Below are 13,991 nucleotides of genomic sequence, written 5' to 3'. Positions count from 1 at the left end.
GCGCGCGTTCGCCCGCCTAATATGGTGGAATCGAGGTTCTTGTCCTCATCGTCCCCCCGGGCTTGACCCGGGGTCCCGCTTTTCCTCCGTCCGTGCGCGAAAGGAAGCGGGATCCCGGGTCAAGCCCGGGATGACGGAATCGATGGGGCGAACTTCAGATTCAGGTGGCTAGACCGTGACGACGTCGAATGGACTCGTCACCCGCGAGCGGCGGAGCCGCGCGGCAATCCAGAGCGCGCGGTAACCGCTCTGGATTGCTTCCCCCGGATCAGGTCCGGGGTCGCAATGACGAAGGGGGGCAATCCAAAGTCATCAGGGTCTAGCCATCGCCGTCGGGGTGCTCGGTGAGGCCCAGCAGCTTGAGCTTGCGGTGCAGCGCGGAGCGTTCCATGCCGATGAAGGTCGCGGTGCGCGAGATATTGCCCGAGAACCGGTTGATCTGGATGCGCAGATACTCGCGCTCGAAATTCTCGCGCGCTTCCTTGAGCGGGATCGCGGTGATCGATTCGGCGTGCGGCAGGATGTCGGTGCCGCCCCGCATCAGCTCGGCCGGCAGCATGTCGGCGTCGATCCGCGCCAGCCGGTCGCTGGGCGCGAGGATCATCACGCGTTCGATCACGTTGCGCAGTTCGCGCACATTGCCCGGCCAGTCGTGCGCCTGGAGCGCCGCCATCGCCTCCGCGCTGATCTCCGGCGGCGGGACGCGGCGATCGGCGGCATAACGCCGCACGAAATGATCGGACAGGCTGGCGATGTCGTCGCGCCGCTCGCGCAGCGGCGGGATATGCACAGGCACGACGTTGAGCCGGTAATAGAGGTCCTCGCGAAACCGTCCCTCGGCGATCTCGATCTTCAGGTCGCGCGCCGCCCCCGAAATGATGCGGACATCGACGCGGATCATCGTGCGTCCGCCGACGCGGTTGAAGCTCTGGTCGGTCAGCACGCGCAGGATCTTTCCCTGCGTGGTCAGCGGCATGTCGGCGACCTCGTCGAGGAACAGGGTGCCGCCGTGCGCCTGTTCGAGCAGGCCGACGCGGATCGAGCCATCGTCCGATTCGGTCCCGAAAAGCTCTGCCTCCACCGTCTCGGGGTCCATGCGCGCCGACGAAATCACGCGGAAGGGCGCGGTCTGCCGCCCGCTCCAGCCGTGCAGGACGCGCGCGGCGACTTCCTTCCCCACCCCCGGCGCGCCGGTGATGAGGACGCGGCTGCCGGTCCCCGCCACGCGCTTCAGCGTCGCACGGACATTGTTGATCGCGGCGCTGGTGCCGGTCAGTTCGTCGGCCGGGCCGGCCTTTTCGCGAAGCTGCTCATATTCGAACTTCAGCCGCTCATTTTCGGTGGCGCGCGCGACGAGATGCAGCAGGCGCTCGGCCTCGAACGGCTTTTCGATGAAATCGAACGCACCGCGGCGGATCGCCGCCACCGCGGTATCGAGCCCGCCATGGCCCGAGATCACGATGATCGGCAGCGTCGGGTCGAATGCCTTGATCGCCTCGACCAGCCCAAGCCCGTCGAGGCGCGACCCCTGGAGCCAGACGTCGATCAGCGCGAGCGACGGGCGGCGCTGGCGGACGGCTTCGAGCGCGGCGTCGCTGTCCGACGCGGTACGCGCCTCATAGCCTTCGTCCTCCATGACCCCGGCCACCAGCTCGCAGATGTCGCGTTCGTCGTCGACGATCAAAATATCAAGCGCCATGATCTTCTCTATCCTGTCGGGTGCGGATGCGGCCCGGAACCGATTCCGCCTGTCCTGTCGATCCCCCTCCCCCTTTTCCGGCCAGCGGGCGCAGCCGGTCGGGATGCAGCGTCAGCGTGACGCACGTCCCCTGCCCCGCCGGATTGTCGGTGAATTCCAGCTCGCCATAATGTTGTTCGACGATCTTCTTGACGATCGCGAGCCCCAGCCCGGTGCCGCCCCGCCGCGTCGTCATATAGGGTTCGGCGATGGCGTCGCGCGCCTCCGGCAGGCCGATGCCGTCGTCGGCGACGGTGATGCGCACCGCGCCGTCGTCGGTCGTCTCGAGGCTCGCCTCGACCCGGCCCACCGCGGGCTCGGTCGAATCCTTGTATTTCTCTTCAATGGCTTCGACCGCGTTCTTGACGATATTCGTCAAGGCTTGCGACAGCAGGCGCCGGTCGCACACCAGCGGGTCTATCTCACCCGGCGTGCGGACGCGAAAGGCGATGTCGGGCTTGGCGACCTCGAACAGGAACACCGCCTGGCGCAGGATGTCGCGGACGTCCTCGACCCCGAAGGTCGGCTTGGGCATGCGCGCGAAACTGGAGAATTCGTCGACCATCCGGCGCATGTCGTGCACCTGCCGGATCACCGTGTCGGTCAGCTTGCGGAAGGTCGCGGTGTCGCCCTCGACCTTGTCGCCGAAACGGCGCTGGAGGCGCTCTGCGGCGAGCTGGATCGGGGTCAGCGGATTCTTGATTTCATGCGCGATGCGGCGCGCGACGTCGGACCAGGCGGCGCGGCGCTGATCGAGAAGCTGCTGGGTGATATCCTCGAAGCTGAGGACGAAGCCATCGCCCTGCGCGACCGCCTTGGCGGCGAGCGTCGCGGGCTCGGCATCCTTGCGCGCGAGCTGGACGATCGCCTCATGCTCCTCGCTGTCGAGCAGGCGCGCGAGTTCGGGCACCACCTCGGCGAGCGGGCGGCCGGTCAGCCCCTCGCCACCGGGTTCGATCAGCCGCTCCGCGGCCGCGTTGGCGAGCAGGATGCGGTGATCGGCGTCGACCGAAATCACCGCCGACGACACGCCGCTCAGCACCGCCTCGATGAAGCTGCGCCGTGCCTCGAGCTGTTCGTTGACGTTGACGAGGGCGCTCGTCTGCCCTTCGAGCTGTTCGGTCATGCGGTTGAAGGCGCGGGTCAGCACCGCGATCTCGTCGTCGCGGCGCGGCGGCGAGACGCGGACCGACAGGTCGCCGCCCGCCGCGGTGCGGGTGGCGCCAATCAGCGTGCCGAGCGGCCGGACGATGCGGTCGGCGACGACGATCGCCGCAATCACCGCCAGCGCGAGCAGCAGCAGCGATCCGAGGTAGAGCGCGCCGTTGAACTGCAACTGCAACTGCTGCGATCGTTCGAACAGGTCGTTGTAGTCGGCGAGGACGTTGCTGGCGCGGAGCGATTGCTGGAACCCGGGCACGTTGAAGTCGCGCGATGCGTAGAGATAGGCGCGCCGCGTCCCCGGCAATCGCGTCGCGGCCTCGATCCGGTCGGGCTGGCGGACGACGACGACATCCTCGCCGGCGTCGAGCCGAGCGAGGATCGCCGGCGAAAGCCGGTTCTCCGCCTCGCGGTCGTCGGGATTGATCGCCGCCGCGGTGCGCGCGACATTATCGACCCCGATCTCGATGATCGCCGATTCATTCAGGTTCCGGACGACGACCTGCTGGAAATAATAGTTGGAGAAACCGGGATCGTCGGTCGAAGCGCGCTGGAGAAAGGCCCCGAGGTCCTTCGCCATCGCGCCGGTGTTCGCCGCGACCTCGCGCTGGTTCTCCTGATAATAGCCTTCGGCAAGGCTGGCGGCATTTTCGAACATGCCGCGCGAGCGGTCGGAGAACCAGAAATCGACGCCATATTGGAACAGCAAAGAGGCGAAGATCACGACGAGCAGCGTCGGGACCGCCGCGATCAGCGAAAACAGCGCGACGAGGCGGACGTGGAGGCGGCCGTTGCCGCCGCCCATCGACCGCGTCGCACGCGCCCGCGCGATGCGGCTGCCGACGAGCACGATCAGCGCCATCGCGGGCACGAGGTTGGCGACCATGATCGCCGCGACCAGCGCCGGGGTCAGCAGCCGCTCGCTCTGCGCGTCGCCGGTGACGAAGATATAGGTCGCGATCGCGACGCTGGCGATCACCGCCAGCGTGTAATATTCGGGCGCGGCAAAGCGCCAGATCCCCGAGCGAGCGGCCGCTTCGTCCGAATCGATGTCGAGGGCGAGGCGGGCCGGCTGCACCATATGTTGCGTCGATACGACAAAGCTGTTGCATAGAGAACACACAAACTGCGTTATTTTTGCCGACCGGCGCGCCCGCCGCCCGGTCCGGCGCGGGATTTTGTGGCTGCGACGCCCGCTCAGGGGTGCGTGGGGTCGATCGCGAGCTGGCCGAGCCGCTTGCGCAGCGTGTTGCGGTTGATGCCGAGGCGGCGCGCCGCCTCGAGCTGGTTGCCGCGTGCCGCGCGCAGCGTGCGGCGGAGCAGCGCGGCCTCGACGATCGCCAGCAGCCGCCCGTGCAGATCGCCCTCCCCGCCCGCATCGGCGAGCTGTTTGCGCGCCCAGTCGTCGACCGCGCGCGCGATCGATTCCGCCGTGCCCGCGTCCGCTTCCTCCCCGCCGTCGCGGAGCACCGCCGCGACGTCGTGCGCGGTGACGACGGTGTCGCGCGACAGCACCGCGAGGCGCTGCACGACATTGCCGAGTTCGCGGACGTTGCCCGGCCAGTCGTGGCGTTCGAGCAACTGCATCGCTGCGGGCGCGAACTGGCGGTCGGGCAGTCCGGCGTGACGTCCCGCCTCGACGAAATGGCGGACGAGCGCGGCGATGTCGCTGCGCCGTTCGCGCAGCGGCGGCAGGGTCACCGGGATGACGTTGAGCCGGTAGAACAAATCCTCGCGGAACCGTCCGTCGGCGACGAGCGCGCGCATGTCGCGGTGGGTCGCGGCGACGACGCGCACATCGGCCCGCAGCGCCTGGCTGCCGCCGACGGTCGAATATTCGCTCGTCTGGAGGACGCGCAGCAGCCGCGTCTGCGCCTCGATCGGCATGTCGCCGATCTCGTCGAGGAACAGCGTGCCGCCCGCCGCCTGCTCGAACCGCCCGGCGCTGCGGCTGGTCGCGCCGGTGAAGGCGCCCTTTTCGTGGCCGAACAGCTCAGCCTCGATCAGCTCGCGCGGGATCGCCGCCATGTTGATCGCGACGAACGGCCCCTTGCGCCGCAGCCCGGTGGCATGGATCGCGCGCGCGACGACCTCCTTGCCGGTCCCCGATTCGCCGAGGATCAGCACGGCGAGGTCGTTGGTCGCGAGCCGCGCGATGGTGCGATAGACCGCCTGCATCGCCGGGGCGCGGCCGACGAGGCCGTGGCTGTCGTCGGTCGCCGGCTCGACGCGCTCGCTGGGCAGCACGCGCCGCTGGAGCGCGGCGCGCACGCTGGCGGTCAGTTCGTCGAGATCGAAAGGCTTGGGCAGATAGTCGTAGCTGCCGATCCCCGTCGCGCGCACCGCGGTGTCGAGCGTGTTGCGCGCCGACAGCACGATCACCGGCGTCAGCGGGTCGACCCCGGCGCCGGGCAGCGAATCGATACCGTCGCCATCGGGCAGCACCACGTCGGTGATGATGAGGTCGGGGCGGTTCTCGGCCAGCCATGCGTTGCGCTCGGCGATGCCGGTCACCGATGCGAAATGGGCGCACTCCCCGGCCAGCGTCTCGCGCACGATCAATGCGATCGCCGGATCGTCCTCGACCAGCAGGATCGTCTTGCCGCCAGCTGCGCGCGCCTGCGTCATGGCGTCCCTTTCCGTCCGGCCGCCGGCAGATGGACGCGGAAGCGCGTCCAGTCGCCGTCGCGGACATGCTGCACCGTCCCGCCCATGTCGCGCGCCAGCTTGGCCACGAGCGCGAGGCCGAGACCGCGCCCGTCGCGCTTGGTGGTCACGAAGGGCGCGAACAGGTCGCCGCGCATGTCCATCGGCACGCCCGGCCCATTGTCGCTGACGCTGAGTTCGATCGGTAGCGCGATACGCCCGCGCCCGTCGCCATTGTCGATCGACAGGCCGTGGCGATAGGCGGTGGCGATGCGCACCACCCCGTCGTCGCGCCCCGCCAGCGCCTCGCACGCGTTGGTGACGAGGTTGAGCAATATCTGCACCATGGCGTCATGATTACCGAGCACCAGCGGCAGCGACGGGTCGAAATCCTCAGTGAAGCGAACGCCGGGGAATTGCCGGGCGCGCGCGGTTTCCATCGCCTGATGGATCGGCGGATAGAGGTTGATCGCCGAACAGGCGAGCGGTCCGCCGCGCGAGATATGTTCCATCTGGTCGATCAACGTCGCGATCCGGTCGACCTCGGCGCAGATCAGCGTCGTGAAGCGTTCGCCGCCCGCGTCGACCTGCCGCGCGAGAAGCTGCGCCGCGCCCTTGATGCCGGCGAGCGGGTTCTTGACCTCGTGCGCGAGCATCGCGGCGGCGGCGCTCGCGGCGCGGCCCGAACGGCCGATCGCGCCGCCCATCAGTTCGGCCTCGCTGTCCGAAGGAATGAGCGCCAGGATGCGGTGCCCGGCGGTGCCATAGGGCACCATCTGCATGTCGACGACGATCGTCCGGCGCCCGCCGACCGCGATCTCGGCCCGGTGCGCGAACAGCGCCGCGGTCGCGGGGTCGTTCATCCGTTGCCGATAGCCGCGGTCGAGGGCGATGACGTCATGGATGCTGCGCCCGACCATCGCCGACCGCCCGGTATTGCAAAGCTGTTCGGCGGCGGCGTTGACGAACAGCACCACGCCGCCGCGGTCGATCAGCAGCGTCGCGACCGGGTGCGATTGGATGAATTCGTCATGATCGAAGCTGGGGATGCTCGACGTGAGCGCGGTCACGCCGCCGCCTTGCTGAGGAAGGGGCCATAGAAGGCGGCGAGCGCGTCGAGCACGCCGCGGCTGTCGGGGATCTGGTTGACCTTGTTGCGGAACTCGGCCGAACCGGGCAGCCCCTTGACATACCAGCCGAGGTGCTTGCGCGCGATATTGACGCCCGTCGTCTCGCCATAATGGTCGAGCATCGCGCGATAGTGCGATGTAATGACGGCATATTGTTCGTCGATACCGGGATCGGGGCGTTCGCCCTCCCCACGCAGCGCCGCCATCACCTGGCCGAGCAGCCACGGGCGGCCATAAGCGCCGCGGCCGATCATCACCCCGTCGGCGCCGCTCTGCGAAAGCGCGGCGCGCGCATCGGCGACCGAACAGATGTCGCCGTTGACGATGACGGGAACCGACACCGCATCCTTGACCTTGCGGACGAAGCTCCAGTCGGCGGTGCCCTTGTACATCTGGTTACGCGTGCGGCCGTGGACGGTGATCATCTGCGCACCGATATCCTCTGCGATATGCGCGAGTTCGGGCGCGTACAGGCTGTCATGGCACCAGCCCATGCGCATCTTGACGGTAACCGGAACCTTCACCGCCCGCACGCAGGATTCGATCAGCGCGGCGGCGAGCTTCGGATCGCGCATCAGCGCCGATCCGGCGTCGCCGTTGGTGACCTTGCGCACCGGGCAGCCCATGTTGATGTCGATGATCGCGGCGCCGCGATCCTCGGCCAGCTTGGCCGCCTCGCCCATCTCATAAGGCGTGCAGCCGACGAGTTGCATCGACACTGGCTCTTCGACCGGGTCCCAGGCGGCTTTCTGGATCGACTGGCGCGTCTCGCGGATCGCCGCCTGGCTCGCGATCATCTCGGTGACGTTGAGCCCCGAGCCGTAGCGGCGCACCAGCGTGCGGAACGGCCGGTCGGTGACGCCGGTCATCGGCGCGAGGATCACGGGGTCCTCGATGCGGATCGGGCCGATCTGGATGGGCCGCAACGGCGCCATGGCGGATGCTTTCGTCGAATTGCCTAAAAAATGAGCACGCCACCTACACGCTTAGCGGCTTTCCCGCAAGCGGCGGCTGCGCTAACCGGCGCGCGTCATGACCGAGTCGGCTTCCCTTCCCGCGCCGCGCGCCGTCGCGATCCTGCTGGCCGGCGGCCAGGGCGCCCGCGCCGGATTCGACCAGCCGAAACAGATGCGGACGCTGGGCGGCAAGCCGGTGCTGCGCTGGAGCCTCGACGCCTTCACCGCACATCCCGCCATGGTGGGGGGCGTGCTGGTGGCGAGCGGTGCCGTCGCCGCCGCGGCGGGCGACCTGCCCCGCGGCTGGACGATCGCCGCGCCGGGCGCCGAACGGCAGGATTCGGTCGCGAACGCGCTGGCGGCGCTGGCGGACGAGCCCGACGAGACGCCGCTGCTGGTCCATGACACGGCGCGGCCGGGGGTCGAGGCCGGCGTGATCGACCGGCTGCTGACCGCGCTCGATACGGCCGAAGCCGCGATCCCGACGCTGCCGGTCCCCGACACGCTGGTCGAACATGGCGGGGGCGAAGCGGGCGCGACCGTCGACCGCAGCGCGCTTGCCCGGGTCCAGACACCGCAGGCCTTTCGGCTCGGCACCCTGCGCCGCGCGCATGCCGCGGCGACGGCGAACGACGCGACCGACGATGCGCAACTCGTGCGGCGACTCGGGCTCCGCGTCGCGACGGTCGAGGGCGATGCGCGGCTGCACAAGCTGACCTATGCCGCCGATCTGACGATCCTGTCGGGGCTGCTGGAAACGGAGGGGCGCATGCGGACCGCGGTCGGAATGGGGTATGACGTGCACCGGCTGACGGCGGGCAAGCCGCTGTGGATCGGCGGCATCGAAATCGCGCACAGTCACGGGCTCGAAGGGCACAGCGATGCCGACGTCGCGCTCCACGCGCTGACCGATGCCATCTTCGGCGCACTGGGCGAAGGCGACATCGGCGATCATTTCCCGCCGAGCGACCCGCAATGGCGCGGCGCCGCCTCGTCGCGCTTCCTGGCCTTTGCCGCCGAGCGCGTCGCGGCGCGCGGCGGCCTGGTGTCGCACGCCGACCTGACGATCATCGCCGAGGCGCCCCGGATCGGCCCGCACCGCGCCGCGATGCGCGAACGGATCGCGGAAATCCTTGCGGTTTCGCCCGATCGCGTTAGTGTGAAGGCGACAACGACCGAGCGGCTGGGTTTTGCGGGCCGCCGAGAGGGGATCGCCGCGCAGGCCGTCGCTACGTTACAACTTCCGGAGAATTGATCTTGCAGCCTGTCGATGAAACGCGCCGAGTCGCGCGTGAAGAGGTCGCCGCGTCGGTTCTAGCCGCCAATCGCGCGGCGGAGCGCCGGGTCGCGGTCGCCGAAAGCTGCACCGGCGGCATGGTGTGCGCGGCGCTGACCGATATCGCAGGCAGCAGCGACGTATTCTCCGCGGGCTTCATCACCTATTCGGGCGATGCCAAGCAGCGCCAGCTCGACGTCAGCAGCGAAATCCTCGAAACCTTCGGCGAGGTGTCGCTCGCGACCGCGTGGGCGATGGCGGCGGGCGCGCTCGCCAACAGCGACGCCGACGTCGCGGTGGCGATCACCGGCATCGCGGGCCCCGGCGGCGGGTCGGAGAAGAAGCCGGTTGGGCAGGTCGTGTTTGCACGCGCGCTGCGCGGGCAGGACCCCGACGACTATTTCTCGCAAGTCGTGCGCTTCCAGTCGACCGAACGCGCCGCGATCCGCCACGCGGCGACGCTGTTCGCGCTCGACCTGCTTCAGCCCGAGAAGGACTCGCTGCGCCCGTCGTCCGACGACATCGAGCTTCCCGCGCCGTAGAGGACCGCCGCACGGTCCTCGAACGCCGCGATCATGCGGCGCAGCGCCTTGTCGAACATCTGCCCCGCCAGCGTTTCGAAGACGCGGTTGCGGAACGAGAAATCGACGAGGAAATCGACGCGGCAGCCGCCGCCGTCGAGCGGCGCGAAATGCCATTCATTGTCGAGATGGCGCATCGGTCCGTCGATATAATGGACCGCGACATGGGTCGGCCGATGCTTTTCGACCCGGCACGAAAAACTCTCGCGCAGCCCCTTGAAGCCGACGATCATGTCGGCGAGCGCCGCGTGCTCGTCCTGACTGCGCACACGCAGGGCGACGACCCACGGCAGAAATTCGGGGTAGCGCGCGATATCGGTGACGAGCGCGAACATCTGTTCGGCGCTGTAGGGCAGTTCGCGGGTTTCGTGGTGCCGGGGCAAGGTCAGTCGGCGGCCGCGCGCGCCAGCTGCGCCTCGCGCGCCGCGCGCATGCGCTCGAAATCGTCGCCGGCGTGATAGCTCGACCGGGTGAGCGGCGACGAGGCGACCTGGAGGAACCCCTTGGCGCGGGCGATCTGGGCATAGGCGTCGAACGCCTGTGGCGTCACGAAGTCGATCACCTTCGTATGGCGCGGCGTCGGCTGGAGATACTGGCCCATCGTCATGAAGTCGATATCGGCGCTGCGCATGTCGTCCATCACCTGATGGACCTCCATCCTTTCCTCGCCGAGGCCGAGCATGACGCCCGACTTGGTGAAGATCGACGGGTCGCGGCGCTTGACGCTTTCGAGCAGGCGCAGCGAGGCGTAATAGCGCGCGCCGGGACGGATCGTCGGGTAGAGGCGCGGGACGGTTTCGAGATTGTGGTTATAGACGTCGGGGCGTGCATCGACGATCGCCGCGACCGCGCTGTCGGGCTTGTTGCGGAAATCGGGGGTGAGAATCTCGATCGTCGTCGTCGGCGTTTCGCGGCGCAGCGCCTCGATCACCTTGACGAACTGGCTCGCGCCGCCGTCGGGCAGGTCGTCGCGGTCGACCGAGGTGATGACGATGTGCGTCAGCCCCATCTTCGCCGCGGCGATCGCGACATGTTCGGGCTCGAACGGATCGACCGCGCGCGGCATGCCGGTCTTCACGTTGCAGAAGGCGCAGGCGCGCGTGCAGGTATCGCCGAGGATCATCACCGTCGCATGGCGCTTGGTCCAGCATTCGCCGATGTTCGGGCAGGCCGCTTCCTCGCACACCGTGTTGAGGTTGAGGTCGCGCATCAGGCGGCGCGTCTCGGCATAGCCGGGGCTGGTCGGCGCCTTGACGCGAATCCAGTCGGGCTTGCGCGGGCGCAGGGTCGAAGGGCGGGCGGGCTGTGCGGGTGCGGTCATCGCGCTCACATAATCGCGTGGCGCGCTCTTCTCAACTCCGCATCTTCGGTTTAAGGCGCGCCCATGACTCACTTTGCCGATTTGCTCGATGGCTATGCCCGGTTCCGCGCTACAGGGTGGAAAGAGCAACGAGAGCGATGGGAGCAGCTGGCCGAGGGGCAATCGCCCAAGGTGATGGTCATCGCCTGTTCGGACAGCCGGGTCGAACCCGCGCAGATCTTCGACACCCATCCCGGCGAGATCTTCGTCGTCCGCAACGTCGGCGCGCTGGTGCCGCCCTTCGAAACCACGCCGGGCCGCCACGGCGTGTCCTCCGCGCTCGAATTCGCCGTCCAGATATTGCATGTCGAGGAGATCGTCGTTCTCGGCCACGGGCTGTGCGGCGGCTGCCATGCCGCGCTGCACCGGACGATGGAAGGCACCGAGCCCGGGCACGGCGGCTTCATCGCCGACTGGATCTCGATGCTCGACGAGGCGAGCGCGGCGGTGCGCGCGCGCCACGACGACCTGCACAGCAACGGCGCGCGGCGCGACATGGAATTTTCGGCGGTGAAGGTCAGCCTCGACAATCTGCGCACCTTCCCCTGCATCAGCCAGAAGGAGGAGCGCGGCACGCTGAAGCTGCGCGGCGCGCTGTTCGCGGTCAGCGACGGCATTCTCCACCTGCTCGACGAGGCGACCGGAGAGTTCAGCCCGGTGCCGGTTGCGGCGGCGGATTAGAGAGTTCGAGGATATCGCATCGATCCACCCCGTCATTGCGAGGAGCGTAGCGACGAAGCAATCTCCAGCTATCGGGATCGCAGGACGATAGCAGGAGATTGCTTCGCTTCGCTCGCAATGACGCAAGGGGGTGATGTAAAGTCATCATCAAGCTGGCATGGCGGAGCAATGTAGGAAAGCCGTTCGCGGCGGCGTTCCCGCTGCTCACGGAATCGCGTAGGTCACGTTCGCCTGCCCGATCGGCCGTTCGGGATCGTCGGTCCACAATCGCACGTCCATGACCGCCAGCCGCTTGCCGAGCCGCAGCATGTGCGCGTCGGCCATCACCGGGCCGGGGCGGCACGGGCGCAGGAACTGATAGTTGAGCGCGCTCGTCACCGCCATCGCGACGGGGCCGATATGCGCGAGGACGAGCGCATAGGCGGCCATGTCGGCGAGCCCCATCTGGGTCGGGCCGGATACCAGCCCGCCCGGCCGCAGCGCCTGTTCATTGGGGTCGAGCCGCGCCTGGACATGCCCCGGCGCGGCGGACACGACATGCCCGCGCGAGCCGGGCCGCGAATGGGGGAAAGCCTCCGCCATGAAGGCGTTGAGCGCCGCCGCGTCCATGCGGATCGCGTGCGATGAAATCGGCTCTGCGGCGGGCGCCGCTTCCCCCTTCATGCCGGCCCCCCCGTCATGCCGGTCAGCGCGTCAGCTTCTTGTAGGCGACGCGTGTCGGCCGCGTCGCCTCGTCGCCGAGGCGGCGAATCTTGTCCTCCTCATAGGCCTCGAAATTGCCTTCGAACCATTCGACGTGGCTGTCGCCCTCGAAGGCGAGGATATGCGTCGCGAGGCGGTCGAGGAAGAAGCGATCGTGGCTGATGACCACCGCGCAGCCGGCGAAATTCTCCAGCGCCTCTTCGAGCGCCGCGAGCGTTTCGGTGTCGAGGTCGTTGGTCGGTTCGTCGAGCAGCAGGACGTTGCCGCCCTCCTTCAGCATCTTGGCTAGGTGGACGCGGTTGCGCTCGCCGCCCGACAGCATGCCGACCTTCTTCTGCTGGTCGGTGCCCTTGAAGTTGAAGGCGCCGACATAGGCGCGCGTCTGCATCTGGTGCTTGCCGATCGTCATCAGCTCGTGCCCGCCCGAGATTTCCTCCCAGACATTCTTGTTCGGGTCGAGCGCGTCGCGGCTCTGGTCGACATAGCCGAGGCGCACGGTGTCGCCGATCGTGATGCGGCCGCTGTCGGGCGTTTCCTGCCCGGTGATCAGCTTGAACAGCGTCGATTTGCCGGCGCCGTTCGGACCGATGACGCCGACGATGCCGCCGGGCGGCAGCGTGAAGGACAGGTCCTCGAACAGCAGCTTGTCGCCGAAGGCCTTCGCGATGCCTTCGACCTCGATCACCTTGCCGCCGAGACGTTCGGGCACCTGGATGACGATCTGCGCCTTGCCGGGGGCGCGATTTTCCTGCGCCTCGACGAGCTGGTCGAAGCTTTTGATACGCGCCTTCGACTTGGCCTGGCGCGCCTTCGGCGACTGCCGGATCCATTCGAGTTCGTCGCGGATCGCCTTCTGGCGGCCGGCTTCCTCGCGCGATTCCTGTTCGAGGCGCTTCGCCTTCTTCTCGAGATAGGTCGAATAATTGCCCTCGTAGGGAAAATAGCGGCCGCGATCGAGTTCGAGAATCCAGTTCACGACATTGTCGAGGAAATAGCGGTCGTGGGTGACGAGGATGACGTTGCCCGGATAATCGACGAGATGCTTTTCGAGCCAGGCAACGCTTTCGGCGTCGAGGTGGTTGGTCGGCTCGTCGAGCAGCAGGATCGACGGCTTTTCGAGCAGCAGGCGGGTCAGCGCGATCCGGCGCTTTTCACCGCCCGACAGATTTGCGACGCTCGAATCGCCCGGCGGGCAGCGCAGGGCCTCCATCGCGATTTCGAGCTGGTTGTCGAGCGTCCAGCCGTCGACCGCGTCGATCTTTTCCTGAAGCTCGCCCATCTCTGTCATCAGCGCGTCGAAATCGGCATCCTCGGGCGGGTCGGCCATCAGCGTGCTGATCTCGTTGAAGCGGTCCATCATGTCGGCGACCGGGCGGACGCCGTCCATGACGTTTTCCTTCACCGTCTTCGCCGGATCGAGCTCGGGCTCCTGCGCCAGATAGCCGAGGGTGATCCCCTCGCCCGGCCACGCCTCGCCGGTGAAATCGGTGTCGATGCCCGCCATGATCTTCATCAGCGTCGACTTGCCGGTGCCGTTGGGGCCGACGATGCCGATCTTCGCATCGGAATAGAATTGCAGGTGGATGCCGTTGAGCACCGGCTTCTGCGCACCGGGATAGGTCTTGGTCAGACCCTTCATCACGAAACTATATTGGGCGGCCATCGAAACGCTCCGAAACTGGCTGGGCCGCTGGGTGCGGCCGGGAGAGGAAAGGAAGTCGGGGGCCGGTTAGCGAATGGGCGGCGGATTGGCAATCGGC

The 13,991-nt window shown here is 67.9% G+C and carries 12 protein-coding genes; 3 read left to right on the top strand and 9 right to left on the bottom strand.

The window, feature by feature from the left end; translation table 11 throughout:
* Nucleotides 1-319: 319 nt before the first annotated feature.
* From ntrX to dusB, 5 genes are all read right to left on the bottom strand, one after another.
* Nucleotides 320-1,699 (bottom strand): nitrogen assimilation response regulator NtrX, encoded by a 1,380-nt coding sequence (ntrX, locus tag SGRAN_RS11105; RefSeq protein ID WP_067183619.1) that lies wholly within the window; start codon nt 1,697-1,699, stop codon nt 320-322.
* Complete coding sequence (locus tag SGRAN_RS11100) at nt 1,689-3,980, bottom strand: sensor histidine kinase (RefSeq protein WP_067183616.1); 2,292 nt, start codon at nt 3,978-3,980, stop codon at nt 1,689-1,691. Before SGRAN_RS11100 ends, ntrX begins: the two co-directional genes overlap by 11 nt.
* A gap of 116 nt (nt 3,981-4,096) precedes the next feature.
* Entirely contained in the window at nt 4,097-5,527 is a 1,431-nt protein-coding gene (gene ntrC, locus SGRAN_RS11095) for a nitrogen regulation protein NR(I) (protein ID WP_067183614.1), read from the bottom strand.
* Nucleotides 5,524-6,615, bottom strand: coding sequence for a two-component system sensor histidine kinase NtrB (locus SGRAN_RS11090; RefSeq protein ID WP_067183611.1), 1,092 nt, complete (start codon nt 6,613-6,615; stop codon nt 5,524-5,526). Before SGRAN_RS11090 ends, ntrC begins: the two co-directional genes overlap by 4 nt.
* Nucleotides 6,612-7,610 carry a tRNA dihydrouridine synthase DusB gene (dusB, locus tag SGRAN_RS11085; RefSeq protein WP_067183608.1) on the bottom strand — a complete coding sequence of 333 codons (999 nt, stop codon included), beginning with the start codon at nt 7,608-7,610 and terminating at the stop codon, nt 6,612-6,614. The genes SGRAN_RS11090 and dusB overlap by 4 nt, the downstream gene beginning before the upstream one ends.
* Nucleotides 7,611-7,707: 97 nt before the next feature.
* Between dusB and SGRAN_RS11080 the strand changes: the two genes are divergently transcribed.
* Nucleotides 7,708-8,886 carry a bifunctional 2-C-methyl-D-erythritol 4-phosphate cytidylyltransferase/2-C-methyl-D-erythritol 2,4-cyclodiphosphate synthase gene (locus SGRAN_RS11080; RefSeq protein WP_067183606.1) on the top strand — a complete coding sequence of 393 codons (1,179 nt, stop codon included), beginning with the start codon at nt 7,708-7,710 and terminating at the stop codon, nt 8,884-8,886.
* A 2-nt stretch (nt 8,887-8,888) separates the two neighbouring features.
* Nucleotides 8,889-9,449 carry a CinA family protein gene (locus SGRAN_RS11075; protein WP_067106607.1) on the top strand — a complete coding sequence of 187 codons (561 nt, stop codon included), beginning with the start codon at nt 8,889-8,891 and terminating at the stop codon, nt 9,447-9,449.
* Here SGRAN_RS11075 and SGRAN_RS11070 read toward each other — a convergent pair.
* Together SGRAN_RS11070 and lipA are read right to left on the bottom strand one after the other, a co-directional pair.
* A complete protein-coding gene (locus SGRAN_RS11070) occupies nt 9,389-9,871 on the bottom strand; it encodes a type II toxin-antitoxin system RatA family toxin (RefSeq protein ID WP_067106609.1) in 483 nt (160 codons plus the stop codon). The two genes, SGRAN_RS11075 and SGRAN_RS11070, sit on opposite strands and share 61 nt — an antisense overlap.
* 2 nt (nt 9,872-9,873) lie before the next feature.
* A complete protein-coding gene (gene lipA, locus SGRAN_RS11065; protein WP_067106643.1) occupies nt 9,874-10,809 on the bottom strand; it encodes a lipoyl synthase in 936 nt (311 codons plus the stop codon).
* A 63-nt stretch (nt 10,810-10,872) separates the two neighbouring features.
* Here lipA and SGRAN_RS11060 point away from each other — a divergent pair, with 63 nt between their 5' ends.
* Nucleotides 10,873-11,529 (top strand): carbonic anhydrase, encoded by a 657-nt coding sequence (locus tag SGRAN_RS11060; protein ID WP_067183603.1) that lies wholly within the window; start codon nt 10,873-10,875, stop codon nt 11,527-11,529.
* Between the two features lie 204 nt (nt 11,530-11,733).
* On the opposite strand, the gene SGRAN_RS11055 is transcribed toward SGRAN_RS11060, so the two are convergent.
* Together SGRAN_RS11055 and ettA are read right to left on the bottom strand one after the other, a co-directional pair.
* Nucleotides 11,734-12,192 (bottom strand): PaaI family thioesterase, encoded by a 459-nt coding sequence (locus tag SGRAN_RS11055; protein WP_082737204.1) that lies wholly within the window; start codon nt 12,190-12,192, stop codon nt 11,734-11,736.
* A 22-nt stretch (nt 12,193-12,214) separates the two neighbouring features.
* Nucleotides 12,215-13,894, bottom strand: coding sequence for an energy-dependent translational throttle protein EttA (ettA, locus tag SGRAN_RS11050; protein ID WP_067183600.1), 1,680 nt, complete (start codon nt 13,892-13,894; stop codon nt 12,215-12,217).
* Between the last annotated feature and the right edge of the window lie 97 nt (nt 13,895-13,991).

The organism is Sphingopyxis granuli, assembly GCF_001559015.1.
Taxonomy (GTDB): Bacteria; Pseudomonadota; Alphaproteobacteria; order Sphingomonadales; family Sphingomonadaceae; genus Sphingopyxis; species Sphingopyxis granuli.
The sequence above is the reverse complement of the archived record's forward strand: the minus strand, read 5'-3'. Positions and strand labels throughout refer to the sequence as shown.

Bases quoted from the DNA above. Each gene is read 5' to 3' on its own strand.
- ntrX (WP_067183619.1), bottom strand. From the start codon at position 1,699: ATGGCGCTTGATATTTTGATCGTCGACGACGAACGCGACATCTGCGAG.
- SGRAN_RS11100 (WP_067183616.1), bottom strand. From the start codon at position 3,980: ATGGTGCAGCCGGCCCGCCTCGCCCTCGACATCGATTCGGACGAAGCG.
- ntrC (WP_067183614.1), bottom strand. From the start codon at position 5,527: ATGACGCAGGCGCGCGCAGCTGGCGGCAAGACGATCCTGCTGGTCGAG.
- dusB (WP_067183608.1), bottom strand. From the start codon at position 7,610: ATGGCGCCGTTGCGGCCCATCCAGATCGGCCCGATCCGCATCGAGGAC.
- SGRAN_RS11080 (WP_067183606.1), top strand. From the start codon at position 7,708: ATGACCGAGTCGGCTTCCCTTCCCGCGCCGCGCGCCGTCGCGATCCTG.
- lipA (WP_067106643.1), bottom strand. From the start codon at position 10,809: ATGACCGCACCCGCACAGCCCGCCCGCCCTTCGACCCTGCGCCCGCGC.
- SGRAN_RS11060 (WP_067183603.1), top strand. From the start codon at position 10,873: ATGACTCACTTTGCCGATTTGCTCGATGGCTATGCCCGGTTCCGCGCT.
- SGRAN_RS11055 (WP_082737204.1), bottom strand. From the start codon at position 12,192: ATGAAGGGGGAAGCGGCGCCCGCCGCAGAGCCGATTTCATCGCACGCG.
- ettA (WP_067183600.1), bottom strand. From the start codon at position 13,894: ATGGCCGCCCAATATAGTTTCGTGATGAAGGGTCTGACCAAGACCTAT.